The following is a 24,939-nucleotide window of genomic DNA, read 5'->3' as shown; positions in this document are numbered from 1 at the left end:
GACACCACTGTGGTGTCACGTCAACACCATGATGACGCGGAGTCGCCGACGGGTACGTTCAGCGGGCCCCTCACCCCTCGTGAAAGGTGCCCGATGCGCAGCCTCGGAACCTCCGACCGCCCGTCCGTCCGCGCCCTCTCGTCCGCCATCGAGAAGGTCTCCTCGCGCACCCGTGCGCGCCAGTTCGTGCGGGTCATGAACCGGATGGGCGCCTCGCCCGCGGCGATCCTGCCCTTCGTGCAGGACTCCCCCAACTTCACGAACCGCCGCTTCGAGGGAGAGGAGCCCTCGCTGCGCCCGCGGGTCAAGGCCCAGACGAGCGCGCTGCTCGCGGCCATCCGGGTCAGTGGCCGTGGCCGGCCGGCGGGCACCGTGCCCGTCGTCGCCGCGACGCCGCCGCAGCAGCCGGGCGAGCTCGCCGTCACGTGGTACGGCCACGCCACGAGCGTCCTCGAGCTCGACGGCGCCCGCTTCCTCATCGACCCCGTCTTCAGCGAGCGCGTCTCGCCGATCCGTCACTCGGGACCGAAGCGGATGCACCCGGTCCCCGGGTCGATCGCCGACCTCCCGAGCATCGACGCCGTCCTCATCAGCCACGACCACTACGACCACCTCGACCAGCCGTCGGTCGTGCGCCTCGAGGAGACCCACCGCCCCCACTACGTCGTGCCCCTCGGGGTCAACGCCCACCTGCTCGCCTGGGGCGTGCCCGAGTCGCGCATCACCGCGCTCGACTGGCGCGGCGAGACCGAGGTCGCCGGCATCCGGCTCACGTGCACCGAGGCGCGGCACAACTCCGGGCGCGGGCTCGTCGACAGCCAGACGCTGTGGGCCGGCTGGGCCCTCCACGGCCCGCGTCACACGGCCTACTTCGCCGGCGACTCGGGCACGTCCAAGCGCTTCGCCGCGATCGGCGCCGACCTCGGCCCCTTCGACGTGACCCTGATGCCCGTCGGGGCCTACGACTCGTTCTGGCCCGACATCCACATGGACCCCGAGCAGGCGCTCGCGGCCCACCGCGACGTCAACCGCATCGGCGACGAGGTGCACGCCCTCACCGAGGACGCCGCCGGTGTCGCCGACGCGTTCATCGAGGGCGACCAGCGCATCGACACTCCCGGTGGCACCCACGAGGAGGGCGATCCCACCGAGACGACCCGCACCGTGCAGACCGCCGCCCGCGAGTCGCTCCTCGTCCCGGTCCACTGGGCCACCTTCAACCTGTCGATGCACTGGTGGGCCGAGCCCGTGCGCCGCATCCGTCGTGCCGCGGTCGAGGCGCGGGTCCCCGTCGCCTTCCCCCGCGTCGGTGAGCGCGTCGACCTCACGACCGGTGACGCCGCCGCGGTCGCCGCCGCCCACGCCGACCCGTGGTGGGAGGAGTGCGCGGCGCCCGAGGACCGCGACTGACCGTCGGGAACTCGGGCGGCCTGCCCGACGCTGGACGAGAATGACGGCAGCCCGCACTCGCGTGGCCGCCCGAGCCGTGAGGCACGACAGGCAGGAGAAGCCCGTGCAGCTCCCGATCCTCCGACGGATGGGTGCGTCGACCGCGACGCAGCGTCAGCGCGCGACCGCGTCGCCGAACTACCGCGACGGCGAGTTCCGCTCGCACGAGCCGACGCACGTCGTCGCGATGTCCGAGGCCGAGGGCCCGGGCAGCATGCTCACGACGATGGTCCGCGGGTTCGGCCGCGGCCGCCCGCGCGGCACCGTCCCGCTCGTGACACCACGTCACCCGCACGAGCCGGCCGACCTGGCGGTGACGTGGTACGGCCACGCCACGAGCGTCGTCGAGCTCGACGGTCGTCGCTTCCTGCTCGACCCCGTCTTCGGCAAGCGGGCCTCGCCCTCGGTCGTCGCCGGGCCCAAGCGCCTGCACCCGGTCCCGGGCCGCATCGCCGAGATCCCGCACCTCGACGCGGTCGTCATCAGCCACGACCACTACGACCACCTCGACGAGCCGTCGATCATGCAGCTCGAGCGCACCCACCGCCCGCACTACGTCGTGCCGCTCGGGGTCGACGAGCACCTGCGGTCGTGGGGCGTGCCGACCGGGCGCATCACGAGCCTCGACTGGCGCGAGGAGACCGAGATCGCGGGCATCCGCATCACGTGCTCCGAGGCCCGGCACTTCTCGGGACGCGGGTTCGTGCGCAACCAGACCCTCTGGGCGGCGTGGTCGCTGCGCGGGCCGCGCCACGCGGTCTTCTTCGGCGGTGACTCGGGACCGACCCACCGCTACGCCGACATCGGCGCGGACCTCGGCCCGTTCGACCTCACGATCATCCCGATCGGCGCCTACAGCGTGCACTGGCCCGACATCCACCTCAACCCCGAGGAGGCGATCGAGGCGCACCTCGACGTCAACAAGGGCGAGACCGACTCGGTGCTGCTGCCCATCCACTGGGCCACCTTCAACCTCGCGACGCACTGGTGGAGCGAGCCGATCCGGTGGGCCCGGCGGGCGGCCGCCGAGCGCGGCGTGCGGATGGTCGCCCCGCGCGTCGGGACCCGGATCCAGCTGAGCGACAGCGACGTCGACGAGGTCGTCGCTGCGCACCAGGACCCGTGGTGGGAGTCCTGCGCCGCCCCCGAGGACCACGACTAGGAGCCCGTAGGGCGACGGACCGCCGTCAGCGCTCGCCCTGCGGGCCCTCGAGCACGCCACCGCCGGTGTATGCCGGGTCGTGGCGGTCCGCCCGTCCGCCCGGTGCCGCGGTGGGGTCGTCCCCAGCCGCGGGGGTCCGGAAGATCCAGCGACGCATGGCGACGAACCGCGCCGCCGTCGAGAGCACGTTGGCCACCGCGACGACGAAGGTCTGGACGAGCGTCCCCGCGCCCGGGGCGACCGCTCCGAGCACCGCGAGCGCGGCGGTCGTGGCGGCATACGTGATCGCGAAGATGACGAGCGCCTGGCCGTGGTGCGCCACGAGGTTGCGGCGCCCCGAGACCCCGAAGGTCCAGGCCCGGTTGAGCCCGGTGTTGACGACCGTCGCGATGACGAGGGCGACGCCGTTGGCCAGCTGGGACGGTGCACCGCCCCGCACCAGGGCCGCGAAGAGGCCGAGGTGCAGGGCGGTGGAGAGGACTCCGACGCCGGCGAAGCGGATGACCTGCTGGGAGAGGTGTGCTCGCGACACCGACGTGGGGGTCGGCATGCTACTGGAGGGGCTGGGTCAGGTCGTAGAACGTCGAGCCGTCGATCGTCACCAGGGTGAAGTTCTCCTGCACCCACGAGCTGATCTCCGACGAGGCGCTGCTGCCACCGTTCTGGTTGCCGAATCCCCGTCCGCCGCCGGCGAAGTAGTGGATCTGGCCGTTCGCGACGTACTGCTGGAACTGCGCGAGCGTCGGGCTCGGGTCGGAGCCGTTGAAGCCTCCGATCGCCATGACGGGCAGCTGCGTGCCGAGCTGGAGACCGGCCGCCGTCTGCGAGCCGACCGCTGCCGCGACCCACGTGTAGCTGCCCGCGTCGGCCGACAGGGCCGCGACGACCGCGGTGCTCGGCGTCGAGGCGTCGAGCAGGCCGCCCATGCCTCCCATGCCGCCCATGCCTCCGGCGCCACCGGGACCGCGGCTCGATCCGGCGGGACCGGCCGTCACGATGGACCCGCTGTGGCCCTGGGCGGTGGTCGACACGGCATACGCCCCCGGGCCGGCGAGGCCCGCGACGAGGGCCGCGGCGAGGACGAACGGGACGGCACGGGCGTGCATCCAGCGGGTCGCGAGGATGAGCAGGGCGGCGGCCATGCCGACCGCGAGGACCGAGATGCGCAGCCAGTCGCCGTAGGCCGTCGTCCGCGACAAGAGGATGAAGCTCCACGTCGCGGCGGCCGCGGTCGCGGCGGCGAGGGCGATGGTGCCGACCGCGCTCGAGCGGCGCTGCCAGGCCTCGACCGCACCCATGCCGACGACGGCACCGATGGCGGGGGCCAGGGCCACGGTGTAGTACTCGTGGAAGATGCCGGCCATGAGCGAGAAGACGAGCATCGTGACGACGAGCCAGCCACCCCAGACGAGGTAGGCGGCGCGGCGCAGGTCAGTGCGCGGACGACGGCCACGCAGCCACAGACCGGCTGCGAGCAGGATGAGCGCGCTGGGGATGAGCCACGAGACCTGGTCGCCGACGCTCGAGGAGAACATCCGGAGGAGGCCGGTCGAGCCCCACATGCCGCCGCCTGCCGCCGGACCGCCGCCGCCGACGGAACCGGTCTCGTCACCGCTCAGGCGACCGAGGCCGTTGTAGCCGAACGTCAGCTCAAGAAAGGAGTTCGTCTGGCTCCCGCCGATGTAGGGACGGGCGGACGCCGGCATGAGCTCGACGATCGCGACCCACCAGCCGGCCGAGAGCACCATGGTGCCGACGGCGAGCAGGGAGTGGACGATCCGCTTGCGCAGCGTCGTCGGCGCAGCGATGAGGTAGGCGAGCCCGAAGAAGGGGACGACGAGCAGGACCTGGAGGGTCTTGGTGAGGAAGCCGAGGCCGATGAAGACGCCGACGATCATCATCCACTTCGGCGAGGCCTGCTCGATCGCCCTGATCGTGGCCCACGCGCCGAGTGCCATGAGGAGCGTCAGGAGCGCGTCGGGGTTGTTGAAGGTGAACATCAGCGCGGCGACGGGCGTCAGCGCGAGGACGACGCCCGCGATGAGTCCTGCAGCGGCGCCGAAGTGGCGCTTGACGGTGGTGTAGACCACGCCGACCGTCGCGACACCCATGAGCGCCTGCGGCAGCAGGATCGCGAAGGAGCTGAGACCGAGGACGCGCACCGAGAGTGCCATCACCCAGAGGGAGGCCGGCGGCTTGTCGACGGTGATCGAGCTGGCGGCGTCGGAGCTGCCGAAGAAGAAGGCCTTCCAGCTCTCGCTGCCGGCCTGGACGGCCGCGGAGTAGAAGGAGTTGGCGTAGCCGCTCGCCGTGAGGTTCCACGTGTAGAGGACGAGCGTGACGAGCAGGAGGCCGAGGAGCGCGGGACGGGCCCACGCCGGGTCGGCGTCGGCTCCGCGCCACAGGCGCCGGAGCCGGCCGGGACGACCCGCACGGGCGGGCGGCTGCGTGGTCTGCGGGCGGCTGTCCGCCGGCCCGACGGGCGACGGTGCGGTGCTGCCCGCTGTGCCGGTCCCGCCCGTGGTGGTGAGGGTCATCGTATCCATGTCCCCCACCGTCGAGCCCGGGACTGTGCGCTTCCTATGACCCGACTTTGGTGCACTGATGAGTGCAGCCGGCCCGTGAGCCGGGGACGTCAGGGGGCGGCGGGCAGGAGCAGGCTGAAGGTCGTGTCGCCGGCTCGGCTGTCGAGCTCCACCCGGCCCCCGTGGGCCTTGGTGACGGCGGCGACGATCGACAGACCGAGACCGGTGCTGCCACCAGCGCGGACGCGAGCGTCGTCGCCACGGGCGAACCGCTCGAAGACGTTGGGCTGCAGGGCATCCGGCACGCCGGGCCCGTCGTCGTGGACGGCGACCCGCACCCACTCACCCTCGGGTCGCACCGACGTCGTGACGCGGGTGCCGTCGGGGGTGTGGGTACGCGCGTTGGCGAGCAGGTTGGCGACCACCTGGTGGAGCCGGGCGCCGTCACCCGTCACCTCGACGGGCTCGGGCGGCAGGTCGAGGTCCCAGCGGTGACCGGGCGACGCCGCGTGGGCGTCGCTCACCGCGTTGATGACGAGCATCGACATGTCGACCGGGGCCACGTCGAGCGGGCGGCCCGCGTCGAGGCGCGCGAGCAGGAGCAGGTCCTCGACGAGCGAGCTCATCCGGTTGGCCTCGGACTCGATGCGACCCATCGCATGGGTCACCGTCGGCGGGACGGGGTCGGGCTCGCGGCGCGACAGCTCGGCATAGCCCTTGATCGAGGCGAGCGGCGTGCGCAGCTCGTGCGACGCGTCGGCGACGAACTGGCGCACCCGCTGCTCGCTCTGGTGACGGGCGTTGAGCGCCTCGTCGACGTGGTCGAGCATCTCGTTGAAGGCCGCGCCGACCTGGCCCACCTCGGTGCGCGTGTCGGTGTCGATGGGGTCGACCCGGGCCCCGAGCGCGACCTTGCCCGAGTCCAGCGGCGTCTGCGACACCTTCGTGGCCGTCGCCGCGAGCCGACGGAGCGGCTCGAGGTTGCGTCGCACGAGCCACGTCCCGATCAGGGCCACGAGGATGATGCCGGCCGCGACCGTGCTGATCGCCAGGACCACCATCTGCTGGACAGTGCGCTCCTGCTGCGTCATGGGCAGACCGACCACGAGGACGCCTGGGGTGGCGTCGGGTGAGGACGGAAGGCTCCCCCTCGGCCGGAGCGTCTGGTACGTGGCGATGACGCGGTACGTCCCGAGGTTCCCGCCCAGGTCGATGTCCGTGGCGTTGGGACCGAGCCCCGCCCCGGCGAGGACCTGCAGCTGGGCCGCGGTGAGGTTGGTCGGCTGCTTGTCCAGGGACGTCGCCTTCCCGATGTCCGTCGGGAACAGGCTGGTGGGTTTCGTGGGGAGGAAGGCGTTGAGCCCTTCGTCGCCCGGCCCACCGAAGCGCCGTTCGTCGTCCCCGCTCACGCTGAAGTCTGGCAGTGGGCCCCCGCTCAGGATGCGGGTGAACGACTCGTGGAGCTGGTCGTCGACCTGTCCGGTCAGCTGGCGGTCGAGGGCGACGACCGTGAACGCTCCCGTGGCGAGGCTGAGCAGGGTGAAGAGGGCGAGCATCGAGGCGACGAGCTTGGCGCGCAACGTCCAGGCCGACCACGGCCGCACCTGGTCACGCGCGTCGGCAACTCGCCGGCCCAGCGGCACCCGGGCGTCGGCGTCGCCGTCCACGCCCTCCACGCCGTCCTCGGGGCGCGGCGTGGCTGCGGCAGGTGTCGGGACGGCATACGCCATCACATCGTCGGGCTCCTCGTCACGGAAGCCGACGCCCTCGGGGGCGAGGTCGGGCGCGTTCGCGCCGTCGTCGTCGGGCAGGTCGGCGCGGTCCGGCAGCTCGGTGTCCGCCTCAGGCGGCCGGCTTGAGGACATACCCAGCTCCTCGCATGGTGTGGATCATCGGGTCGCGCCCCGCGTCGATCTTCTTGCGCAGGTAGGAGATGTAGAGCTCGACGACGTTGGCCTGGCCGCCGAAGTCGTAGTTCCAGACGCGGTCGAGGATCTGCGCCTTGGACAGCACCCGCTTGGGGTTGCGCATGAGGTAGCGCAGCAGCTCGAACTCAGTCGCGGTCAGGTGGATCTCCTCGCTGCCGCGCATCACCTCGTGGCTGTCCTCGTCGAGGGTGAGGTCACCGACGACGAGGACCGAGTCGGACGCCGACACGGCGATCGTCGTGCGGCGCATGAGCGCTCGGACGCGGGCGACGACCTCCTCGAGCGAGAAGGGCTTGGTGACGTAGTCGTCGCCGCCGGCGGTGAGGCCCGAGACGCGGTCCTCGACGGCGTCCTTGGCGGTGAGGAAGAGGACGGGCACGTTGCTGTTGTCGGCGCGCATGCGTCGCAGCACCTCGAGACCGTCGAAGTCGGGGAGCATCATGTCGAGCACGACGGCGTCGGGGTCGAACTCGCGGGCCGCGCGCACGGCCTCCATGCCGGTGCCTGCGGCGCGCACCTCCCAGCCCTCGTAGCGCAGCGCCATGCCGAGCAGCTCGGTGAGGTTGGCCTCGTCGTCGACGACGAGCACCCGCACCGGGGAGCCGTCGAGTCGCTGGAGTCGGGCCGCTGCGGGCTTGGTCTTCTCGCTCATGTCATCCAGTGAAACCCCTGGGCCTGTGCCGTGACCAGTACCTTCCTGTGCGAATCCTGTGGAGTGACTGTCCCGAAGTCCCAGCGGCTCGATGGCTGCACCACAGCACCCACACAGGCAGCCGCCCGACCGTTGGCCCCATGAGCAACGAGTCCACGCCACAGGTCCCGGTGTCGCAGCCGACGCCCGCGCTGCCGCAGTTCGACCCGGATGCGCCGGCCGCACACCCCGCCCACGCCGCCGACGACACCCAGCAGCTCCCGTCGGCAGCGACCACCGAGATGCCGGTGGCACCGCCGGCCACGCCGTACGCGTATGCCGTGTCGCCGGGTGCCGCTGCCGCTCCCATCGCCGGTCCCGGCGTGCCGCTCTCACCCACCGGCCTGCCGGTCCGCGAGAAGGCCGTCCGCGAGAACGCGGACGGCGTCGCGGCCACCGGTGACGGCTCGCGCTGGAGCGCGAAGAAGACCGCGGTGACCGCCGGCCTCGCGCTCGTGCTGACGTCCGCCGGCGCCATCGGCGCCGCAGCCGCCATGCCGTCCGGGTCGACGGGCGGGGACACGGGCTTCCGCGGTCCGGGCGGGGGTCGCAGCTTCCCGTTCCCCGGCGGTCAGCAGGGCCAGCAGGGCCAGCAGGGCCTGCCGGGGCTGACGAACCCGAACCAGCAGGGCACGAGCCCGCAGCAGCTGCCGAACCTGCAGAACGGTGCGCCGGGCGGCGGCCTCGGGGGCATCGACCCGAACCAGCTGGGCGGCCAGCTGGACCCGCAGGACCTGCTCCAGCAGCTCGGTCAGGGCATCGACCCGTTCTCCGGGCAGGACCCGAGCCAGGACCCGGGCCAGGACCCCGGGCAGGACCCGGGCCAGGACGACTCGGGCAGCGCCACCACGACCTGATCAGCCGCGCAGCCCTGCTGCGTACTCCTCGAGCGCCCTCGTCGCCCGGTCGACCTCGTCCTCGACCCGGGCGACGAGGGCTTCGTCGGCCAGGCGCCCGGCGGCTCCGAGGTCCTCGACCTGGTGGCACACGTCGGCGAGGACCGTGGCTCCGAGGTTGGAGGCGGTCCCCTTGAGGCCGTGGGCGATCCGGCCCTGCGTCGTGGCGTCGCCCCGGGTGTGCGCGTCGACGAGCTCGGCGAGGCGCTGGCGCGCGCCCGAGCCGAAACGGTCGATGAAGCGCAGCAGCATCGAGGGGTCACCGGGGTCGAGGTCGCGCAGCTCGTCGAGCCGGCTCAGGTCGAGCACCTCGGGCACCTCGGGCACCTCGGGCACCTCGGGCGCACCGGAGCCGGTCTCGCTCGTCGCCGGAGGCGTGGCGGCGCGTGCGCGCGGCACCGGGCCGGAGCCGGTCCAGCGCTGGAGGGTCGAGGCGAGCAGGGCGACGTCGATGGGCTTGGTGAGGAAGTCGTCCATCCCCGCCTGGAGGCACCGCTCCCGCTCGCCGGCGATGGCCGAGGCGGTCATCGCGATGACGGGGAGGCGGTGACCCGGCCCCTCCTGCTCCTCCCGGGCCCGGATCGCCCGGGTCGCGGCGTAGCCGTCCATCTGCGGCATCTGGCAGTCCATGAGGACGGCGACGACGTCGTCGCCGCGCGCGGCGTGGGCCGCGACGCCCTCGATCCCGTTGCGGGCGAGCACGACGGCGTAGCCGAGGCTCTCGAGCACGCCCTGGGCGACGAGCTGGTTGACCTCGTTGTCCTCGACGACGAGGACCGTGCCGAGTCGACCGTCGGTGCCCCCGGGTGCACCGGCCGACCGCTTCGGCACCGGCTCCGGCACGAGGTGCCGGCCCGCGACGTCGGCCATCGCGTCGAAGAGCGAGGACGGCATGACGGGCGCCGTGAGCGTCGCGTCGACGCCGGCCTCCTTGAGCGTCGCCACGTCGGGAGGGGGCACGTGCGCGCAGACGAGCACGACGCGGACGCCCGCGAAGCGTTCGTCGGAGCGGATCATCCGGGCGACCTGCAGCCCACCGGCGCCGGAGCCCGGGTCGTCGAGCACGACGACGTCGAGCGGGGTGCCGCCGCGGTCGGCGCGGTCGAGCTGGACGAGCCCGTCGACGCCCGAGCCGGCGGACGTCACCGACATCGACCAGGCCGAGAGCTGCTCCTCGACCCGGACGCGGTGGGCCGCGTTGGAGCCCACGACGAGCGCCCGGAGCCCGGACACCGCCGCTGCCTGGGACTCGGAACGGCCGACGCTGCGGGCGGAGGCCGGCTCGAACGCCGCGGTGAACCAGAACGTGCTGCCCTCCCCCGGCTCGCTCTCGACGCCGATCTCGCCGCCGAACGCCGTGACGATCTGGCGGCTGATGGCCAGGCCCAGCCCGGTGCCGCCGTACTCGCGGGTCGTCGACGAGTCGCCCTGGGAGAAGGACTCGAAGAGCCGGGACCGCACCTCGGGCGCGATGCCGGCGCCGGTGTCGGTGACCTCCACCCGCAGCACGGGCCCGGTCTCGGTCGCGTGGTCGAGCGTGAGGTGGATGGCGACGCTGCCGGTGTCGGTGAACTTCACGGCGTTGGTCGTGAGGTTGGCGACGACCTGCCCGAAGCGCACCGGGTCGCCCGAGACCATGAAGGGCACGTCGGGCCCGTGCGTCACCGACAGGTCGAGCGACTTGGCCCGGGCGCGCTCGGCGAGCAGGGCCACGCCCCGCTCGAGCACCGCGGCCGGGTCGAAGTCCACCGACTCGAGCTCGAGCCTGCCCGCCTCGATCTTCGACAGGTCGAGGATGTCGTTGACGAGCTCGAGCAGCACGTGGCCGGCCTGGTCGATCCCGTCGGAGAGCCGCCTCTGGTGCGGGGTCAGCTCGGTGCGGCCGAGCAGCTCGCTGAGGCCGATGACGCCGTTGAGCGGGGTGCGGATCTCGTGGCTCATCGTCGCGAGGAACTCCGACTTGGCGCGCGAGGCCGCCATCGCGTCGTCGCGTGCCTGGGCGAGGTGCTCGGCGGTCCACTCGCGGTCGGCGACCCGGGCGAAGAGCGCCGTGATCTGCCGGATCGTCACCGCGTCGGACTCGACCGGCGGCGCAGCGCTGCGCATGTCGAGCACGACGACGCCGGCCACCCGCCCCTCGTGGACGATCGGCACGGCCACGACGGTCGAGCCGTCCGGCGAGGGCTCGGCCACGACCGACAGGCTCTGCGCGGCGCGGGCCGCGAAGTCCAGCCCGACCTCGACCGGCAAGGGGCTGGACTCGGTGCCCTCCGGTGCACGGACCGGCTCCCCGAGGGCGCCCTCGGCGTCGACGACGGTCGCGAGCACCGGGCGCCACGTCGTGTGGCGCGCCACCTCGACGAGCACCGCGGGCAGCGCCTCGTCGAGGGTCGCGGCCTCGTTGGCCGCGGTGGCCATCGCCGTGACGAGCCCGAGCGCCTGCTCGGCGTCCTTCTTCTCCGTGATGTCCTGCGTCGTGCCGCCCATCCGGAGCGCGCGTCCCTCGGGGTCGCGCGTCACGAGCCCCCTGCCGCGGATCCACACGATCTCGCCCGAGCTCTGCACGACGCGCGCGTCGAACTCGAACGCGTCCTCGGACACCACGGCGGCCTCGACGGCGCGGGCGACGTGGTCCCGGTCGTCGGGGTGGATGCGGGAGAGGAAGCCCTCGTAGGTCGGGGTGAGGTCGGTGCGGTCGAGGCCGTAGATGCGGTAGAGCTCGTCGGACCACGACACGCGGTCGGCGGCGACGTCCCACTCCCAGCTGCCGATCTTGGCGATCGACTGCGCCTCGGCGAGCTGGTCGAGCAGCTTGCGCTCTGCGCTGTACTCGCTGACGCGGTGCATCCAGCCACGTCGCGCGCCCGACTCGTCGACGAGGGGGGTGTGCGACACGAGCGCCCAGAAGCGGTCGCCCCGGGCGTCGAGGAGGCTGCACTCGATGTTGTCGCCGGGGACGCCCTCGGCGGACAGCTCCTCGAGGTGGTGGCGGAACTGCTCCTTGCCGACGTCGTCGACGGCGTCGAAGACCGAGAAGCCGACCATGTCGCCGGGGTCGCGGCCGAGCATCTCGGCCATCCGGGCGTTCGCGAAGAGCGTGCGGCCCTCCCCGTCGAAGACCCACAGCCCGTCGGGCGACGCGGCGACCATCCAGCGGTAGAGGTCGTCCCCTGCCGCTTCGCGACCGCCCGCAATGCCCGACATGTCCCGATCCTCGCTCATGCCGGGCCGTGGCGCCCGGATGTCGTCGTCTTTTCGGCGCGTGAGCCGGCCGCAGGTGAGCCTGACCTTCGGTGACACCGTCCCCGTCGGGTGCCACGATCGACGGACACCACCCACCGTCGATCGGAGCACCACCCCATGTCCGACGTGCGCGCGTCCGACGAGCCCACGCCCCTCGACAACGGCCACGACCGCGAGGAGCCCCACGACGCCAACGTCGGAGCCCGCCTCAACTGGCTCCGGGCCGGGGTGCTCGGCGCCAACGACGGCATCGTCTCGACCGCCGGCGTCGTCGTCGGCGTGGCGGGCGCGACGGCAGACAAGGCCGCGATCATCCTCGCGGGGATCGCCGCGCTGTCCGCCGGCGCCATGTCGATGGCCGCCGGGGAGTACGTCTCGGTCAGCACCCAGCGCGACTCCGAGCGGGCCCTCCTGTCGCTCGAGCGCCGGGAGCTGCACGAGGACCCCGACGGCGAGCTCGAGGAGCTGACCCAGCTCTACGAGGCGAAGGGGATGCGGCGCGAGCTCGCCGCCGAGGTCGCGCGCGAGCTGACGGCCCACGACGCCCTCACGGCCCACGCCGAGGCGGAGCTCGGCATCGACCCGACCGACCTCACGAACCCGTGGCACGCCGCCGGCGCCTCGATGCTCGCCTTCGTCGTCGGTGCCATCCTGCCGATGCTCACCATCACCTTCAGCCCGGCGTCGGTCCGCATCCACGTCACCGTCGTGAGCGTCGCGGCGGCCCTGGCGCTCACCGGCTGGGTCAGCGCCCGCCTCGGCCGCAGCCCGGCCACCCGGGCGGTCCTGCGCAACGTCGCCGGCGGCCTGCTCGCCATGGGAGTGACGTATGCCATCGGCGCGCTCGTCGGGGTCAACATCGGCTGAGCCCATGGCTGGGCTCAGGCCGGTTCCCGGCCCGCACACGGCATACGACCCGATCAGCGCCCGCCGGGCTGTAGAGTCGAGGTGTCCCAAGCGCCCGTCCGTGGCGCTACCGCCGGTCCGGCGCTCGGGACACGGGGCGCGCGATGCGCGTCCACCGGGACTCGAGCCGAGTCCGCCGCCGACACCGATCCAGTCAGGCACGGTGTCGTCCGGGGGCCCAGCCCGCTCGACGTCCTCCGCGTCATCAGGAGGAACATGGCAACGCGCGTCCGCCGCCGACCGACCGACGGCCAGGGCCCCAAGCAGGGGCAGAACGGCCAGAACCAGGGTCAGCGGAAGGCCACCCAGCGCAAGGACGACCCCGCGCCGCTCATCCCCGTGCTCGCACGGCGGGTCCGCGAGGTCGAGTCCCGCGTCTCGAGCAAGGGCAAGGCCAGCCCCACGAACCGGACGAAGTTCCTCGTCGTGGCCCTGCTCATGCGGTCCGAGCGCGCCCGGGTCCGCGAGGACGCGTCGATCCCGTCGGCCACCCGCGCCGACCTGCTCAAGCGCCTCGACGGCATCGCGACGATCCTCGCGCAGATCGCGGCGCGCGACACGAGCCTGCTGACGCTGCTCGACGCCGACGCCAAGCCCGGCCCCGCGGCCCAGCAGATGCGCCGCGACTGGCTCCTCGAGTCGGGCGCCGAGCTCGCCGAGGAGGACCTCGTCATCCAGGCGCCCGAGCCGCCGCGGCCGGTCGTCCCGCCGCAGATCGCGGCCCGCCAGGTGATGCCGCAGTCGGTCCCGTCCCGGGCGCTCGCCAACCCGTTCCTGACGCCCGACGTCGGTCGCGCCCAGAGCGACTACCTCCCGAACCGGCTGGCCGGCTGGGACCTGCTGAGCCCGTTGTACCGCGCCTTCGAGCAGGGCGCGGGCGGCGAGGCAGCGTCGATGGACCTGCCGCCGACGCCGCAGATCGACCGCTTCTCCCCGCCCGGGTCGCAGCTCATGGTCCACCAGTCCCGCTTCCTCCAGAGCGTCCAGGAGGGCCACCGCACCTTCCTGCTCGCCGACGAGCCCGGTCTCGGCAAGACGGCCCAGTCGGTCATGGCCGCCTCGATCGCCGGCGCCTACCCGATGCTCGCCGTCGTGCCGAACGTCGTGAAGATCAACTGGGCCCGTGAGGTCGAGCGGTGGACGCCGCAGCGCCGGGTCACGGTCATCCACGGCGACGGCAACGACGTCGACGCCTTCGCCGACGTGTTCGTCGTCAACTACGAGATCCTCGACCGGCACTTCGGCTGGCTCTCGAGCTTCGGCTTCCGGTCGATGGTCGTCGACGAGGCCCACTTCATCAAGAACCTCCAGTCGCAGCGCTCGCAGCAGGTCCTGGCCCTCGGCGACCGGCTGCGCTCGACGACCCCGGGCGGCGACCCGCTCCTCATGGCCCTCACCGGCACGCCGCTCATCAACGACGTCAAGGACTTCGACGCGATCTGGCGCTTCCTCGGCTGGATCAAGGACGGCAAGCCGACGGCCGAGATCGTCCGGCGCCTCGACGACACCGGCCATACGCCTGCCGACCGCGCCTTCTACCCGGAGGCTCGTCGCGCCGTCATCGACATGGGCATCGTGCGCCGCCGCAAGGTCGACGTCGCCAAGGACCTGCCCGACAAGCGGATCGCCGACATCACCGTCGAGCTCGACGACGACCTCGGGCGCTCGATCCGCGAGGCCGAGCGCGCCCTCGGGCGCCGGCTGGCCCAGCGCTACCGGTCCCTCCTGGCTGCCGGCGACGGACGCGAGGAGGACGGCGAGCCCGACACGGCCCTCATGCGTCGGGTCGCCGCCGCCGAGCTGCGCGCCGCGTCGGCCGAGAAGGGCACCGACAACGTCTTCTCGCTCGTGCGCCGCATCGGCCAGGCCAAGTCGACGCTCGCGGCCGACTACGCGGTGCAGCTCTCGCACTCGGTCGGCAAGGTCGTCTTCTTCGCCAAGCACATCGACGTCATGGACGCCGCCGAGCGCGTCCTCGCCTCGGCCGGCCTGCGCACCGTGTCGGTCCGCGGCGAGCAGACCTCCAAGCAGCGCCAGGAGGCGATCGACGCCTTCCAGAAGGACCCCGAGGTCGCCGTGGCCGTCTGCTCGCTGACCGCCGCCGGTGTCGGCCTCAACCTGCACGCCGCCTCCAACGTCGTGCTCGCCGAGCTGTCGTGGACCGCGGCCGAGCAGCAGCAGGCCATCGACCGCGTGCACCGCATCGGCCAGGACGAGCCGGTGACGGCGTGGCGCATCCTCGCGTCCGGCACGATCGACTCCAAGATCGCCGAGCTCATCGACGCCAAGCAGGGGCTCGCCGCGCGCGCCCTCGACGGCAGCGACGAGGACGTCACCTCGGGTGACACGCTCCAGCTCGACGCCCTCGTCGAGCTGCTGCGCCAGGCGCTCGTCGAGGTCTGACACCCGACCTGACCGGGACCCTGGTCCCGTCCCGGTAGCCCAGGGGCGGGACGTATGGCCCTACCTCCTCGCCCGTCCCCGCGATGGACTGGACCCGCGCCGCTGCCCCGCGGCCCGAGGAGGAGACATGAGCACGACCATGCACGCGATCGTCTACCACGGCCCCGGTCGGAAGACCTGGGACGAGGTCCCGATGCCGACGGTCCAGACTGACACCGACGCCGTCGTCAGGGTCGACACCGTGACCATCTGCGGCACCGACCTGCACATCCTCAAGGGTGACGTCGCTGCCGTCACCGACGGCCGGATCCTCGGCCACGAGGCGGTCGGCACGGTCGAGGAGGTCGGACCCGGCGTCCAGAACGTCAAGCCGGGCGACCGTGTGCTCGTCTCCTGCATCACGGCGTGCGGCGCGTGCCGCTACTGCCGCGAGAGCAGCTACGGCCAGTGCATCGGCGGTGGTGGCTGGATCCTCGGCCACAAGATCGACGGCACACAGGCGGAGTACGTCCGGGTCCCCTTCGCGGACACGTCGACGTATGCCGTCCCCGAAGGAGTGACTGACGAGGAAGTACTCATGCTCGCCGACATCGGGCCCACGGGCTACGAGGTCGGTGTGCTGAACGGCCGGGTCTCGCCCGGTGACGTCGTAGCGGTGGTGGGCGCCGGCCCGGTCGGGCTCTCCGCCATCATGGGTGCCAAGCTCTTCAGTCCGGCGCACGTCGTGGCCATCGACCTGGCCGATGCCCGACTCGAGGCGGCCAAGCAGTTCGGGGCCGACATCACGGTGAACCCCTCGCGCGAGGACGCCGTCGCGATCGTCAGGGGCCTGACCCAGGGCCTCGGCGCCGACGTCGCCATCGAGGCGGTCGGGGTGGCATCGACATTCGAGCAGTGCGCGGCCCTGGTGCGGCCGGGTGGCACTGTCGCCAACGTGGGCGTCCACGGCGGCCCGGCCACCCTGCACCTGGAGGACCTCTGGATCAGGAACGTCACCATCACGACGGGGCTCGTCGACACCTACTCGACGCCGACCCTGCTGCGGCTCCTGGCGAACCACCACATCGACCTGGCCCGGTTCGTGACGCACCGCTTCGCGATGGCCGACTTCCTCGACGCCTACGACACGTTCGCCCGCGCGGCGGACACCGGGGCCCTCAAGGTGGTGCTGACGCGCTGAGTGGCGCGCGACCTCACAGGTCGACGTGCATGATCCGCAGGCCCACGCGTTCCCCGGTCGGGAGCTCGTGGGCTCGCGGCACGGTGCCGACGACGGTGAAGCCGAGGCTCTCGTAGAGCCGCACCGCGCCGGTGTTCGTGGCGACGACGGCGTTGAACTGCATTGCCGCATAACCGGACTCGCGGGCCCAGTCGAGCGAGTCGACGACGAGTGCGCGACCCACGCCACGGCCGCGCGCCCCGGCGGGGACCATGTAGCTCGCGGTCGCGACGTGCGACCCGGGGCCGGGCCGGTTGCGGCCCATCTTCGCCGTGCCGAGGACCTGGTCGCCGTCGACGGCGACGGTCACGCGTCCGCCGGGGCCGTTCTCGAGCCAGATGCCGCGTGCCTCCGTCTCGGTGAGGTCGGTCGGGAACGGGAAGGTGTCTCCCGCGCGGACGACCTCCTCGATGACGGGCCACACGAGCGGCCAGTCGGTCTCGTCGAAGTCGCGGACGGTGATGGTGGAAGCCACTCGGATCGCCTTACTTCTCAGGGACATTCGCATCGAGCTCACTCAGCCACGCCACCGACGTCGCGTCGGACGGCATACGCCAGTCACCGCGCGGCGAGAGCGAGCCGCCCGCCACGACCTTGGGCCCGTTGGGCAGCGCGGAGCGCTTGAACTGGTTGGCGAAGTAGCGCTTGACGAAGACCTCGAGCCAGTGCCGGATCGTCGCGAGGTCGTATGCCGCCCGGTCGGCCTCGGGATAGCCCGCGGGCCACTCCCCCGCCTCGCTGTCGCGCCACGCGTTCCACGCGAGGTAGGCGATCTTCGAGGGGCGGTAGCCGCGGCGGAGCACGTGGAAGAGCGTGAAGTCCTGCAGCGCGTACGGGCCGATCATCGCCTGCGTGCTCTGCGGCTTCTCGCCCTCCTTGGCCGGCACGAGCTCGGGCGTGATCTCGGTGTCGAGGATCGAGGTCAGCGTGCCGGCGACCTCCTCGTCGAACTGGCTCGACGACACGACCCAGCGGATGAGGTGCTGCATGAGGGTCTTGGGCACGCCGGTGTTGACGCCGTAGTGGCTCATCTGGTCGCCGACGCCGTAGGTGCACCAGCCGAGGGCGAGCTCGGACAGGTCGCCGGTGCCGAGCACGATGCCGCCGCGCTGGTTGGCGATGCGGAAGAGGTAGTCGGTGCGCAGGCCGGCCTGGACGTTCTCGAAGGTGACGTCGTAGACCTCCTCGCCCCGGCCGAACGGGTGGCCCATCGCGTCGAGCATCTGCGTCGCCGCCGGGCGGATGTCGAGCTCCTCCCACGTGACCTCGAGCGACTCCATGAGCGCGATGGCGTTGCTCTTGGTGTGGTCGCTCGTCGCGAAGCCGGGCATCGTGAAGGCGAGGATGTCGCTGCGGGGCCGGTCGAGCCGGTCCATCGCCTTGGCCGCGACGATGAGCGCGTGGGTCGAGTCGAGGCCGCCGCTGACGCCGATGACGACCTTGGGCTGGCCGATGGCCCGGAGCCGCTGCTCGAGCCCGGAGACCTGGATGTTGTACGCCTCGTAGCAGTCGAGCGCGAGGCGGTCCTCGTCGTCGGGGACGAAGGGGAAGCGGTCGACCTTGCGGAGCAGCCCGAGGTCGCCGGCCGGCGGGTCGAGCTCGAGCTCGACGGTGCGGAAGCCGTCGGTGCGCGCGGCGAGGGTGCGGCGGTTGTCGTCGAAGGTGCCCTGCCGCTGGCGCTCCTGGCGCAGCAGGTCGAGGTCGATGTCGGCGACGGACGCGCGGGCACCCTCGGGGAAGCGCTCGCTCTCGGCGAGGAGGGCGCCGTTCTCGTAGACCATCGTCATGCCGTCCCACGACAGGTCGGTCGAGCTCTCGCCCTCGCCGGCCGCGGCGTAGAGGTAGGCGGCGAGGCAGCGGGCCGACGCGCTGCGGGCGAGCAGGTGGCGGTCCTCGGCGCGCGAGACGGTGATCGGCGAGCCGGAGAGGTTGGTGAGGATCGTCGCCCCGGCGAGGGCCGCCTCGTGGCTCGGCGGGACCGGGACCCACATGTCCTCGCAGACCTCGACGTGCAGCACGAAGCCCGGCACGTCGGTCGCGCGGAAGAGCAGGTCCGGCCCGAACGGCACCCGGTCGCCCGCCACGTCGATGGTCTGGCCACGCTGGTCGTCGCCGGGGGCGAAGTGGCGCCGCTCGTAGAACTCGCGGTAGTTCGGCAGGTAGGACTTGGGCGCGACACCGAGGATGCGACCGCCGTGGATGACGACGCCGCAGTTGTAGACGCGCGAGCCCTTCTCGAGCGGCGCGCCGACGATGACGACGGGGCGCAGGTCCGCGGTGGCCTCGGCGATGCGGGCCAGGGCGTCGTCGACGGCGTCGAGGAGCGGGTCCTGCAGGAGCAGGTCGTCGATGGCGTAGCCGGACAGGCACAGCTCCGGGAAGAGCACGAGACCGACGCCATCGTCGTCGAGCTCTCGCAGCTGCGTGATGACGGCGTCGGCGTTGCGCTCGGGGTCGACCGCGACGATCGGCAGGGTGCACGCGGCGACGCGGGCGAAGCCCTGGGCCCAGGAGCTGTAGAAGTCCATGGGCACAGTCAATCGCACGGCCGCGTGGGCGACGCGTGTGACGCGGGACTCGCCCGTGGGCGTGGGCGTGTCCGGGCCAGATTTACTACCATCAGTAGTAGTCGGACAGTCGCCCGACCAGCATCCGAGGAGGTCACCATGTCGGACCAGAACCCGGTCCACGTCCTTCACCCGGAGGAGTCCTGGGGCTTCCTCCGCGAGCACGAGTTCGGCCGACTGGCCTTCCACCTCGTGGGCGAGGTCCACCTGACACCGATCAACTACGCCCTCGACGGCGAGCGCATCGTCTTCATGACGGCCGAGGGCAGCAAGCTCTTCGGTGTCACCGCCAACCCCGACGTCGCCTTCGAGGTCGACGAGGTCGTCGGCGAGCGCGCCACGAGCGTCATCTGCCGGGGCCGGGCCCGCACGCTCGAGGGGCAGGCCGCCTACGTCGTCGAGCGCCTCCCGGTGCGGCCGTGGGTCGACACCCCGAAGTCCGTCGTCGTCGCGATCGAGGTCGACGAGATCTCCGGACGCCGCTTCGACCTCACGAGGCCGTGGCTCCGGGACCTGCCCACCGGCTGACCCGCCTGACCGGCTCACCGGCTGGTTCACGCGCGCCCTCGTCTACCCTTGGCGCGTGCCCCCGTCCGCCCGGAGCCCGCGCGCGCAGACCCTGCGCGCCCTCGTGCTGGCCCTGGTCGCCTCCGGCGGAGCCACGGTCGCGCACGCGGTCGGCGGCGGCCACCTCGTCCCGGGCGCCGGCGTCGTCGTGGCGACGGCCCTGCTGACCGGCGTCTCCCTGCCGTTCGTGCGCTCGGGTCTGACGGCCGTCCGGTCCGCGGTCCTGCTCGCCGCCCTCCAGGCGGCCGCCCACCTCGTGCACGGGCTCGCGGCGATGGCCGCGGGGTCCCCCGTCCACGGGACCGGCACCGGCCCGTCCCACGCGGCACACGGCATACGACCTCTCGGCCGCATCGAGACGGGCGCCGGGACGACCGACGCGGGTGGTGCGGTCGCAACGAGCGCGCCCACCGACCTGCTCCCCACCCCGACGATGCTGCTCGCGCACGTCGTGGCCGCGGTCGCCGTCGGTGTCCTGCTGACCCGCAGCGAGCAGTCGTGGTGGGTCGCCTGCGCGCTGGCGACTGCGCTCGCCGCCGGACTCGGGCGCCTGGCGCGCCGTCTCGGCGCCGGCGCCGTGACACTGTGTCAGGCCATCGCCGCCACGGGCGTACGCCTGCGTGGCCCCCACCCCCGGGCGTCGACGGCCCGCGTCCCGGCCGACGTGTGGCGCGCGCGCACCCCGGTGCGGCGCGGCCCACCCGCACTCCTCCTCACCTGACACCCCCTCGCAGCGCCGGCCACCGCCCGGCCGCTGCCCCCTACCGTCATGCCCGAGGAGCACCATGCCCGTCATCGATGCCGCACGCCCGAGAACCCACGCCCGCAAGGGCGCCCGTCCGACCACCGGCCTCTTCCGCGCCTTCTGGCGGTGGCACTTCTACGCCTCCGCCGTCGTCGTCCCGGTCCTGCTCGTCCTCGCCGTCACCGGCCTCGTCTACCTCTTCCGCTTCCAGATCGAGCCGCTCGTCCACCCCGACCTCCTGCGCGTCGACCACGCACAGGGCCAGCTGACCCAGCCGTGGCAGACCCAGCTCGAGGCCGTCCAGGCGGCGACCCCGGGCGCCACCGTCGTCTCGTTCACGGAGCCGGCCGGCGACGACGACAGTGCCCGCTTCACCGTCGAGACGGCGGAGGGGCTGACGCGCGACGTCTTCGTCGACCCCTACACCGTGCGGGTGCTCGGCTCGCTCGACCCGGACTCGACGATCAGCGGCACCGCCGTGCGCCTGCACGCCGACCTCATGGCCGGTCGGTTCGGCGACACCGTCATCGAGCTCGGTGCGTGCTGGGCGATCGTCATGGCGGTCACCGGCTACCACCTCTTCCTCAAGGGCCGCCGAGCGCGCCGCCTCCAGCGCGCGGCAGGCGCGGAGGGCGCACGGCTGCGCACGACCCACGCCCGCACGGGTGCGTTCGTCGGCGCCGGGCTGCTGCTCCTGGTCGTCTCCGGCCTGCCGTGGACGGGCATCTGGGGCGAGCAGGTGCAACGGCTCGCCACCAACCGCGGCACGTCGATGTGGGCCGAGGACCCGGGTGCCCTGTCCAACCCGACCTCCACCCTCGACGAGTCACTGCCGCACAGCCACCACGCCGTGCCGTGGGCACAGGGGAAGAGCCCCGTGCCGCAGTCGAACCCAGACGCGGCGGGTGACGAGGTCAGTGTCGCGAACCTCGACACCGCCGTCGAGGTCGGCGACCGGGCCGGGCTCGCGCGCCCGATGACGGTCGCGCTGCCGTCGGACGACCGCGGCGTCTACTCGGTCATCGGCTACGCCTTCGACGACCCCGGGGCCGAGCGGACCGTGCACGTCGACCGCTTCGGCGGGCAGGTCGTCAGCGCCTACGGCTACGACGACTACCCCGCGCTGGCGAAGGTCGTCAGCCAGGGCATCGCGGTCCACGAGGGGCGCCGTTTCGGCACGCTGAACTTCTGGCTGACCGCGCTCTTCTGCGTGGCCGTCGTCGTGTCGTGCGTGACCGGGCCGATCATGTGGTGGAGGCGCCGTCCGCGCGGGGTGGGCGCCGTCGGCGCACCCCGAGGGCGTATGCCGTTCGCCTCGTCGCCGCTGCTCGCCGTCCTCGTCGTCGGGCTGGCGCTCCTGCTGCCGGTCTTCGGTGCGTCGCTCGTGGTCGTGCTCCTGCTCGACCGCTTCGTCATCCGACGGGTGCCCCGCCTGCGATCGACGCTGGGGACGGTCGACCGGTAGCGGTCACGACAGGTGCGCGCCGCCGCCACCAGCTGGGGCCGGTCAGCCGACGGCGGCTCGGGCCGCGACGAAGGCATCGACGCAGGCGCGCACGTCGGCCTCGGAGTGCGCGGCCGAGAGCTGGACCCGGATGCGCGCCTTGCCTCGCGGGACGACCGGAAAGCTGAAGGCGATGACGTAGACGCCGTTGCCGAGCATGTGGTCGGCGATCTGCGCAGCCTGGCGTGCGCCGTCCTCGCCGGGGAACATGACCGGTCGGATGGGGTGCGTGCCCGGGAGCAGCTCGAAGCCGGCCTCGGTCATGAGCGAGTGGAAGAGCGCCGTGTTGGCCTTGAGCGTCTCGCGCTTCTCGGCCGAGCTCTCGACGAGCTCGAGGGCGGCCATCGAGCCGGCGACGACGGACGGGGCCACGGAGTTGCTGAAGAGGTAGGGGCGCGAGCGCTGGCGCAGCAGGTCGACGATCTCCTGGTGCGAGCTCACGTAGCCGCCGGATGCCCCGCCGAGCGCCTTGCCGAGCGTGCCCGTGATGATGTCGACGCGGTCCATGACGCCGAAGAGCTCTGGCGTGCCGCGTCCGCCGTCACCGACGAAGCCGACCGCGTGCGAGTCGTCGACGAAGACGAGGGCGCCGAACTCGTCGGCCAGGTCGCAGATCTCGTCGAGCGGGGCGTAGGACCCGTCCATCGAGAAGACGCCGTCGGTGACGACGACCTTGCGCTTGGCGCCGGCTGCGACGGCCGCCTCGAGCTGGGCCCGCAGGTCGCTCATGTCGGCGTTCTTGTAGCGGTAGCGCATCGCCTTGGACAGACGCACGCCGTCGATGATCGAGGCGTGGTTGAGCTCGTCGCTGATGATCGCGTCCTCGGCGCCGAAGAGCACCTCGAAGACGCCGCCGTTCGCGTCGAAGCACGACGAGTAGAGGATCGTCGCCTCCGTGCCGAGGAACTCGCTGATCTTGTGCTCGAGGGAGGTGTGCAGCGTCTGGGTGCCGCAGATGAAGCGCACCGACGCCATGCCGAAGCCCCACTCGTCGAGCGCCCGCTTCGAGGCCGCGACGACGTCCGGGTCGTTCGCCAGTCCGAGGTAGTTGTTGGCGCAGAAGTTGAGCGCCTCCGCCTTGAGCGTCGTGACGTGCGCGGACTGCGGTGACGTCAGCTCCCGCTCGTTCTTGTAGAGGCCGGCGTCCTTGATCTCCTGCAGCGTCGCGGCGATCTCGTCCTTGACTGAGCCGTACATCGGTGTCCTTCGCGGGTCGGTGGGGCGGGTGGCGCCACCCAAGCGTATGCCCGGCCATGTTCGCGGAACCGCTGACGTCCTGCGCGACGGCGGAGGACGCTGGAAGGACGCCCGCGTCCGCGGGTGGCAGGAAGGAATGAGGTCATGACGACACCACAGGGAAGCCTCGCACTGCTCGAGGACGAGGTGGCGCAGCGGCTGCTGCGGTCCCCGTTGCCCGCGCGCCTCGCGTACTCGTGGACCGACGGGTCACCACGGGTGGTGCCCATCGGGTTCCACTGGAACGGGACGGAGATCGTCTTCGGGACGCCGCCCGATGCGCCCAAGATGAAGGCCCTCCGGGACGGTGACCGAGTGGCCGTGTCCATCGACACGGACGAGATGCCCTACAAGGTGCTGCAGATCCGCGGACGGGTGCGCACCGACACGGTTGAGGGGATCGCCCCCGAGTACGAGAAGATGGCGATCCGCATGCTCGGCGAGGAGCAGGGGCGCGCGTGGCTCACCAGCCTCGGGGCCATCACCACCCACATGAGCCGCGTCTTCGTCACGCCCGAGTGGGTCGCGATCCTCGACTTCGAGACCCGTTTCCCGAGTGCGATCGAGCGGGCCATGGAGACTGCGGCGAGCGCCTGACGGAGCTCACCGAAGTGGCTGCCGGAGGACGCGACCCGGCGTAGCGTGGAGCCACCGTTCCTCGGGGGATCGACGATCCAGCGAGGCGATCACATGCCAGAGTTCATGGACGTGCACACCAACATGCCCGGTGTGACGTCGGAAGCACTGATGGAGGCCCACCAGGCCGACCTCGACATCCAGGACGACGAGGGCGTCGTGTTCAAGCACGCCTGGGCCGACCCGACGAGCGGCCACGTGTTCTGCCTGTCCGAGGGACCGAGCGCCGACGCCGTGAGGCGCATCCACGAGCGGACCGGTCACCCCGCGGACGAGATCCACGAGATCACCGTGACGGCCTGAGCAGGTAGACCCCGACGACGAGCCCCAGACGTTCCTCCTGAACCGGCTGTATCAGCAGCCCCGCGGGAGAACACTGGATCCCAGGGGCCGTCGCGCCCGCTGCGCGGCCCGGGTCGAAGGAGTCCACCATGTCCAAGCGCGCGCTGCTCATCGGGGTCAACGAGTACGCGATCCCGGGGGCGAACCTCCGCGGCTGCGTCAACGACGTCCACAACGTCGCCGGTGCGCTGACCGACCTCTACGGCTTCGCGGAGTCCGACATCACGATGCTCCTCGACGCAGCCGCGACGAAGGCGGCGATGACGCGTGCCATCGCCGACCTCGTCGACTCGGCGCAGCCGGGCGACGTGCTCTACCTGCACTACTCGGGTCACGGCTCCAACGTCCCCGACACGAACGGCGACGAGACCACCGACGACCGCGACGAGATCCTCTGCCCGCACGACCTCGACTGGAACGACCCCCTGACCGACGACTGGCTGCGCACGACGTTCGACCGGCTCGACCCCGGGGCCTCGCTCACCGTCGTCATGGACTGCTGCCACTCCGGCAGCAACACCCGCGAGCCGGTGCTCCTCGGGGGTCCTCCGCCGGAGGTCGTGTCGCGCTTCCTGCCCAACCCCGACGACGAGACCCGCGGCGGCGGCTTCACGGGCACGCCGCGACGCGTCCGTCGCCGGCGCCGCAACGAGGACGTCCACGTCGTCGACATCGCCGAGACCCTCGTGAGCGGCTGCCGCGACAACCAGACGTCGGCCGACGCCCACATCGACGGCGACTACAGCGGCGCCCTCACCTACTTCCTCGTCCGGGCCATGCGGGAGGACCCGACGGCGACCTACCGGGCCCTCCACGCCCGGACCCTCGCCGGCCTCCGGGGCAGCTACGACCAGGTGCCACAGCTCGAGGGCCGCGCCCCACGCCTCGACGAGACCTTCCTGTCCGGGGCGGGCTGAGCC

The 24,939-nt window shown here is 72.3% G+C and carries 20 protein-coding genes; 12 read left to right on the top strand and 8 right to left on the bottom strand.

Annotated features, from left to right (window positions below):
- The first annotated feature begins 93 nt into the window (after nucleotides 1–93).
- The gene (locus tag ACSQ2D_RS02800) at nucleotides 94–1,410 is read left to right on the top strand and encodes an MBL fold metallo-hydrolase (protein ID WP_435984506.1); all 1,317 of its coding nucleotides are present in this window, start codon (nucleotides 94–96) and stop codon (nucleotides 1,408–1,410) included.
- Between the two features lie 103 nt (nucleotides 1,411–1,513).
- A complete protein-coding gene (locus ACSQ2D_RS02795) occupies nucleotides 1,514–2,611 on the top strand; it encodes an MBL fold metallo-hydrolase (RefSeq protein WP_435984505.1) in 1,098 nt (365 codons plus the stop codon).
- Between the two features lie 25 nt (nucleotides 2,612–2,636).
- Here ACSQ2D_RS02795 and ACSQ2D_RS02790 read toward each other — a convergent pair whose 3' ends face one another.
- From ACSQ2D_RS02790 to ACSQ2D_RS02775, 4 genes are all read right to left on the bottom strand, one after another.
- On the bottom strand, nucleotides 2,637–3,161 hold the full coding sequence (locus ACSQ2D_RS02790; RefSeq protein ID WP_435984504.1) for a GtrA family protein: 525 nt from the start codon (nucleotides 3,159–3,161) through the stop codon (nucleotides 2,637–2,639).
- Nucleotide 3,162: 1 nt separating this feature from the next.
- On the bottom strand, nucleotides 3,163–5,157 hold the full coding sequence (locus ACSQ2D_RS02785; RefSeq protein ID WP_435984503.1) for a glycosyltransferase family 39 protein: 1,995 nt from the start codon (nucleotides 5,155–5,157) through the stop codon (nucleotides 3,163–3,165).
- 89 nt (nucleotides 5,158–5,246) lie between these two features.
- A complete protein-coding gene (locus ACSQ2D_RS02780) occupies nucleotides 5,247–7,001 on the bottom strand; it encodes a sensor histidine kinase (RefSeq protein WP_435984502.1) in 1,755 nt (584 codons plus the stop codon).
- Nucleotides 6,979–7,716 (bottom strand): response regulator transcription factor, encoded by a 738-nt coding sequence (locus ACSQ2D_RS02775; RefSeq protein ID WP_435984501.1) that lies wholly within the window; start codon nucleotides 7,714–7,716, stop codon nucleotides 6,979–6,981. Before ACSQ2D_RS02775 ends, ACSQ2D_RS02780 begins: the two co-directional genes overlap by 23 nt.
- Before the next feature lie 140 nt (nucleotides 7,717–7,856).
- On the opposite strand from ACSQ2D_RS02775, the gene ACSQ2D_RS02770 reads away from it, so the two are divergent.
- Complete coding sequence (locus ACSQ2D_RS02770) at nucleotides 7,857–8,612, top strand: hypothetical protein (protein ID WP_435984500.1); 756 nt, start codon at nucleotides 7,857–7,859, stop codon at nucleotides 8,610–8,612.
- Here ACSQ2D_RS02770 and ACSQ2D_RS02765 read toward each other — a convergent pair whose 3' ends face one another.
- Nucleotides 8,613–11,855 carry an ATP-binding protein gene (locus ACSQ2D_RS02765; RefSeq protein WP_435984499.1) on the bottom strand — a complete coding sequence of 1,081 codons (3,243 nt, stop codon included), beginning with the start codon at nucleotides 11,853–11,855 and terminating at the stop codon, nucleotides 8,613–8,615. It lies immediately after the preceding gene.
- Between the two features lie 156 nt (nucleotides 11,856–12,011).
- Here ACSQ2D_RS02765 and ACSQ2D_RS02760 point away from each other — a divergent pair, with 156 nt between their 5' ends.
- The 3 genes from ACSQ2D_RS02760 (at nucleotide 12,012) to ACSQ2D_RS02750 (ending at nucleotide 16,383) form a co-directional block, all read left to right on the top strand.
- Entirely contained in the window at nucleotides 12,012–12,761 is a 750-nt protein-coding gene (locus ACSQ2D_RS02760) for a VIT1/CCC1 transporter family protein (RefSeq protein WP_435984498.1), read from the top strand.
- A 255-nt stretch (nucleotides 12,762–13,016) separates the two neighbouring features.
- Nucleotides 13,017–15,203, top strand: a complete 2,187-nt coding sequence (locus tag ACSQ2D_RS02755) for a DEAD/DEAH box helicase (protein WP_435984497.1) — start codon at nucleotides 13,017–13,019, stop codon at nucleotides 15,201–15,203.
- 139 nt (nucleotides 15,204–15,342) lie between these two features.
- Complete coding sequence (locus ACSQ2D_RS02750) at nucleotides 15,343–16,383, top strand: zinc-dependent alcohol dehydrogenase family protein (protein ID WP_435987804.1); 1,041 nt, start codon at nucleotides 15,343–15,345, stop codon at nucleotides 16,381–16,383.
- Nucleotides 16,384–16,396: 13 nt separating this feature from the next.
- On the opposite strand, the gene ACSQ2D_RS02745 is transcribed toward ACSQ2D_RS02750, so the two are convergent.
- Both ACSQ2D_RS02745 and ACSQ2D_RS02740 read right to left on the bottom strand, forming a co-directional pair.
- Nucleotides 16,397–16,897, bottom strand: coding sequence for an N-acetyltransferase family protein (locus ACSQ2D_RS02745; RefSeq protein ID WP_435984496.1), 501 nt, complete (start codon nucleotides 16,895–16,897; stop codon nucleotides 16,397–16,399).
- A gap of 10 nt (nucleotides 16,898–16,907) precedes the next feature.
- Complete coding sequence (locus ACSQ2D_RS02740; RefSeq protein ID WP_435984495.1) at nucleotides 16,908–18,950, bottom strand: NAD(+) synthase; 2,043 nt, start codon at nucleotides 18,948–18,950, stop codon at nucleotides 16,908–16,910.
- A gap of 138 nt (nucleotides 18,951–19,088) precedes the next feature.
- On the opposite strand from ACSQ2D_RS02740, the gene ACSQ2D_RS02735 reads away from it, so the two are divergent.
- The 3 genes from ACSQ2D_RS02735 to ACSQ2D_RS02725 all read left to right on the top strand — a co-directional run bounded on the left by ACSQ2D_RS02735 (nucleotide 19,089) and on the right by ACSQ2D_RS02725 (nucleotide 21,766).
- Nucleotides 19,089–19,517 carry a pyridoxamine 5'-phosphate oxidase family protein gene (locus ACSQ2D_RS02735; RefSeq protein ID WP_435984494.1) on the top strand — a complete coding sequence of 143 codons (429 nt, stop codon included), beginning with the start codon at nucleotides 19,089–19,091 and terminating at the stop codon, nucleotides 19,515–19,517.
- A gap of 55 nt (nucleotides 19,518–19,572) precedes the next feature.
- The gene (locus tag ACSQ2D_RS02730) at nucleotides 19,573–20,277 is read left to right on the top strand and encodes a hypothetical protein (protein WP_435984493.1); all 705 of its coding nucleotides are present in this window, start codon (nucleotides 19,573–19,575) and stop codon (nucleotides 20,275–20,277) included.
- Between the two features lie 64 nt (nucleotides 20,278–20,341).
- Entirely contained in the window at nucleotides 20,342–21,766 is a 1,425-nt protein-coding gene (locus ACSQ2D_RS02725) for a PepSY-associated TM helix domain-containing protein (RefSeq protein WP_435984492.1), read from the top strand.
- A 42-nt stretch (nucleotides 21,767–21,808) separates the two neighbouring features.
- On the opposite strand, the gene ACSQ2D_RS02720 is transcribed toward ACSQ2D_RS02725, so the two are convergent.
- Complete coding sequence (locus ACSQ2D_RS02720) at nucleotides 21,809–23,002, bottom strand: glycine C-acetyltransferase (protein ID WP_435984491.1); 1,194 nt, start codon at nucleotides 23,000–23,002, stop codon at nucleotides 21,809–21,811.
- 144 nt (nucleotides 23,003–23,146) lie between these two features.
- Here ACSQ2D_RS02720 and ACSQ2D_RS02715 point away from each other — a divergent pair, with 144 nt between their 5' ends.
- From ACSQ2D_RS02715 to ACSQ2D_RS02705, 3 genes are all read left to right on the top strand, one after another.
- Nucleotides 23,147–23,638, top strand: coding sequence for a pyridoxamine 5'-phosphate oxidase family protein (locus tag ACSQ2D_RS02715; RefSeq protein WP_435984490.1), 492 nt, complete (start codon nucleotides 23,147–23,149; stop codon nucleotides 23,636–23,638).
- Nucleotides 23,639–23,731: 93 nt separating this feature from the next.
- Entirely contained in the window at nucleotides 23,732–23,980 is a 249-nt protein-coding gene (locus tag ACSQ2D_RS02710) for an SCO4226 family nickel-binding protein (RefSeq protein ID WP_056772372.1), read from the top strand.
- 128 nt (nucleotides 23,981–24,108) lie between these two features.
- The gene (locus ACSQ2D_RS02705) at nucleotides 24,109–24,936 is read left to right on the top strand and encodes a caspase family protein (protein ID WP_435984489.1); all 828 of its coding nucleotides are present in this window, start codon (nucleotides 24,109–24,111) and stop codon (nucleotides 24,934–24,936) included.
- The last annotated feature ends 3 nt before the right edge of the window (nucleotides 24,937–24,939 follow it).

Source organism: Terrabacter sp. LjRoot27 (genome assembly GCF_964254175.1).
Taxonomy (GTDB): domain Bacteria; phylum Actinomycetota; class Actinomycetes; order Actinomycetales; family Dermatophilaceae; genus Terrabacter.
The sequence above is the reverse complement of the archived record's forward strand: the minus strand, read 5'-3'. Positions and strand labels throughout refer to the sequence as shown.

Coding starts and splice junctions, on each gene's coding strand:
- ACSQ2D_RS02800 (WP_435984506.1), top strand. CDS start 94: ATGCGCAGCCTCGGAACCTCCGACCGCCCGTCCGTCCGCGCCCTCTCG.
- ACSQ2D_RS02790 (WP_435984504.1), bottom strand. CDS start 3,161: ATGCCGACCCCCACGTCGGTGTCGCGAGCACACCTCTCCCAGCAGGTC.
- ACSQ2D_RS02785 (WP_435984503.1), bottom strand. CDS start 5,157: ATGGATACGATGACCCTCACCACCACGGGCGGGACCGGCACAGCGGGC.
- ACSQ2D_RS02780 (WP_435984502.1), bottom strand. CDS start 7,001: ATGTCCTCAAGCCGGCCGCCTGAGGCGGACACCGAGCTGCCGGACCGC.
- ACSQ2D_RS02775 (WP_435984501.1), bottom strand. CDS start 7,716: ATGAGCGAGAAGACCAAGCCCGCAGCGGCCCGACTCCAGCGACTCGAC.
- ACSQ2D_RS02770 (WP_435984500.1), top strand. CDS start 7,857: ATGAGCAACGAGTCCACGCCACAGGTCCCGGTGTCGCAGCCGACGCCC.
- ACSQ2D_RS02765 (WP_435984499.1), bottom strand. CDS start 11,855: ATGTCGGGCATTGCGGGCGGTCGCGAAGCGGCAGGGGACGACCTCTAC.
- ACSQ2D_RS02760 (WP_435984498.1), top strand. CDS start 12,012: ATGTCCGACGTGCGCGCGTCCGACGAGCCCACGCCCCTCGACAACGGC.
- ACSQ2D_RS02755 (WP_435984497.1), top strand. CDS start 13,017: ATGGCAACGCGCGTCCGCCGCCGACCGACCGACGGCCAGGGCCCCAAG.
- ACSQ2D_RS02750 (WP_435987804.1), top strand. CDS start 15,343: ATGCACGCGATCGTCTACCACGGCCCCGGTCGGAAGACCTGGGACGAG.
- ACSQ2D_RS02740 (WP_435984495.1), bottom strand. CDS start 18,950: ATGGACTTCTACAGCTCCTGGGCCCAGGGCTTCGCCCGCGTCGCCGCG.
- ACSQ2D_RS02735 (WP_435984494.1), top strand. CDS start 19,089: ATGTCGGACCAGAACCCGGTCCACGTCCTTCACCCGGAGGAGTCCTGG.
- ACSQ2D_RS02725 (WP_435984492.1), top strand. CDS start 20,342: ATGCCCGTCATCGATGCCGCACGCCCGAGAACCCACGCCCGCAAGGGC.
- ACSQ2D_RS02720 (WP_435984491.1), bottom strand. CDS start 23,002: ATGTACGGCTCAGTCAAGGACGAGATCGCCGCGACGCTGCAGGAGATC.
- ACSQ2D_RS02715 (WP_435984490.1), top strand. CDS start 23,147: ATGACGACACCACAGGGAAGCCTCGCACTGCTCGAGGACGAGGTGGCG.
- ACSQ2D_RS02710 (WP_056772372.1), top strand. CDS start 23,732: ATGCCAGAGTTCATGGACGTGCACACCAACATGCCCGGTGTGACGTCG.
- ACSQ2D_RS02705 (WP_435984489.1), top strand. CDS start 24,109: ATGTCCAAGCGCGCGCTGCTCATCGGGGTCAACGAGTACGCGATCCCG.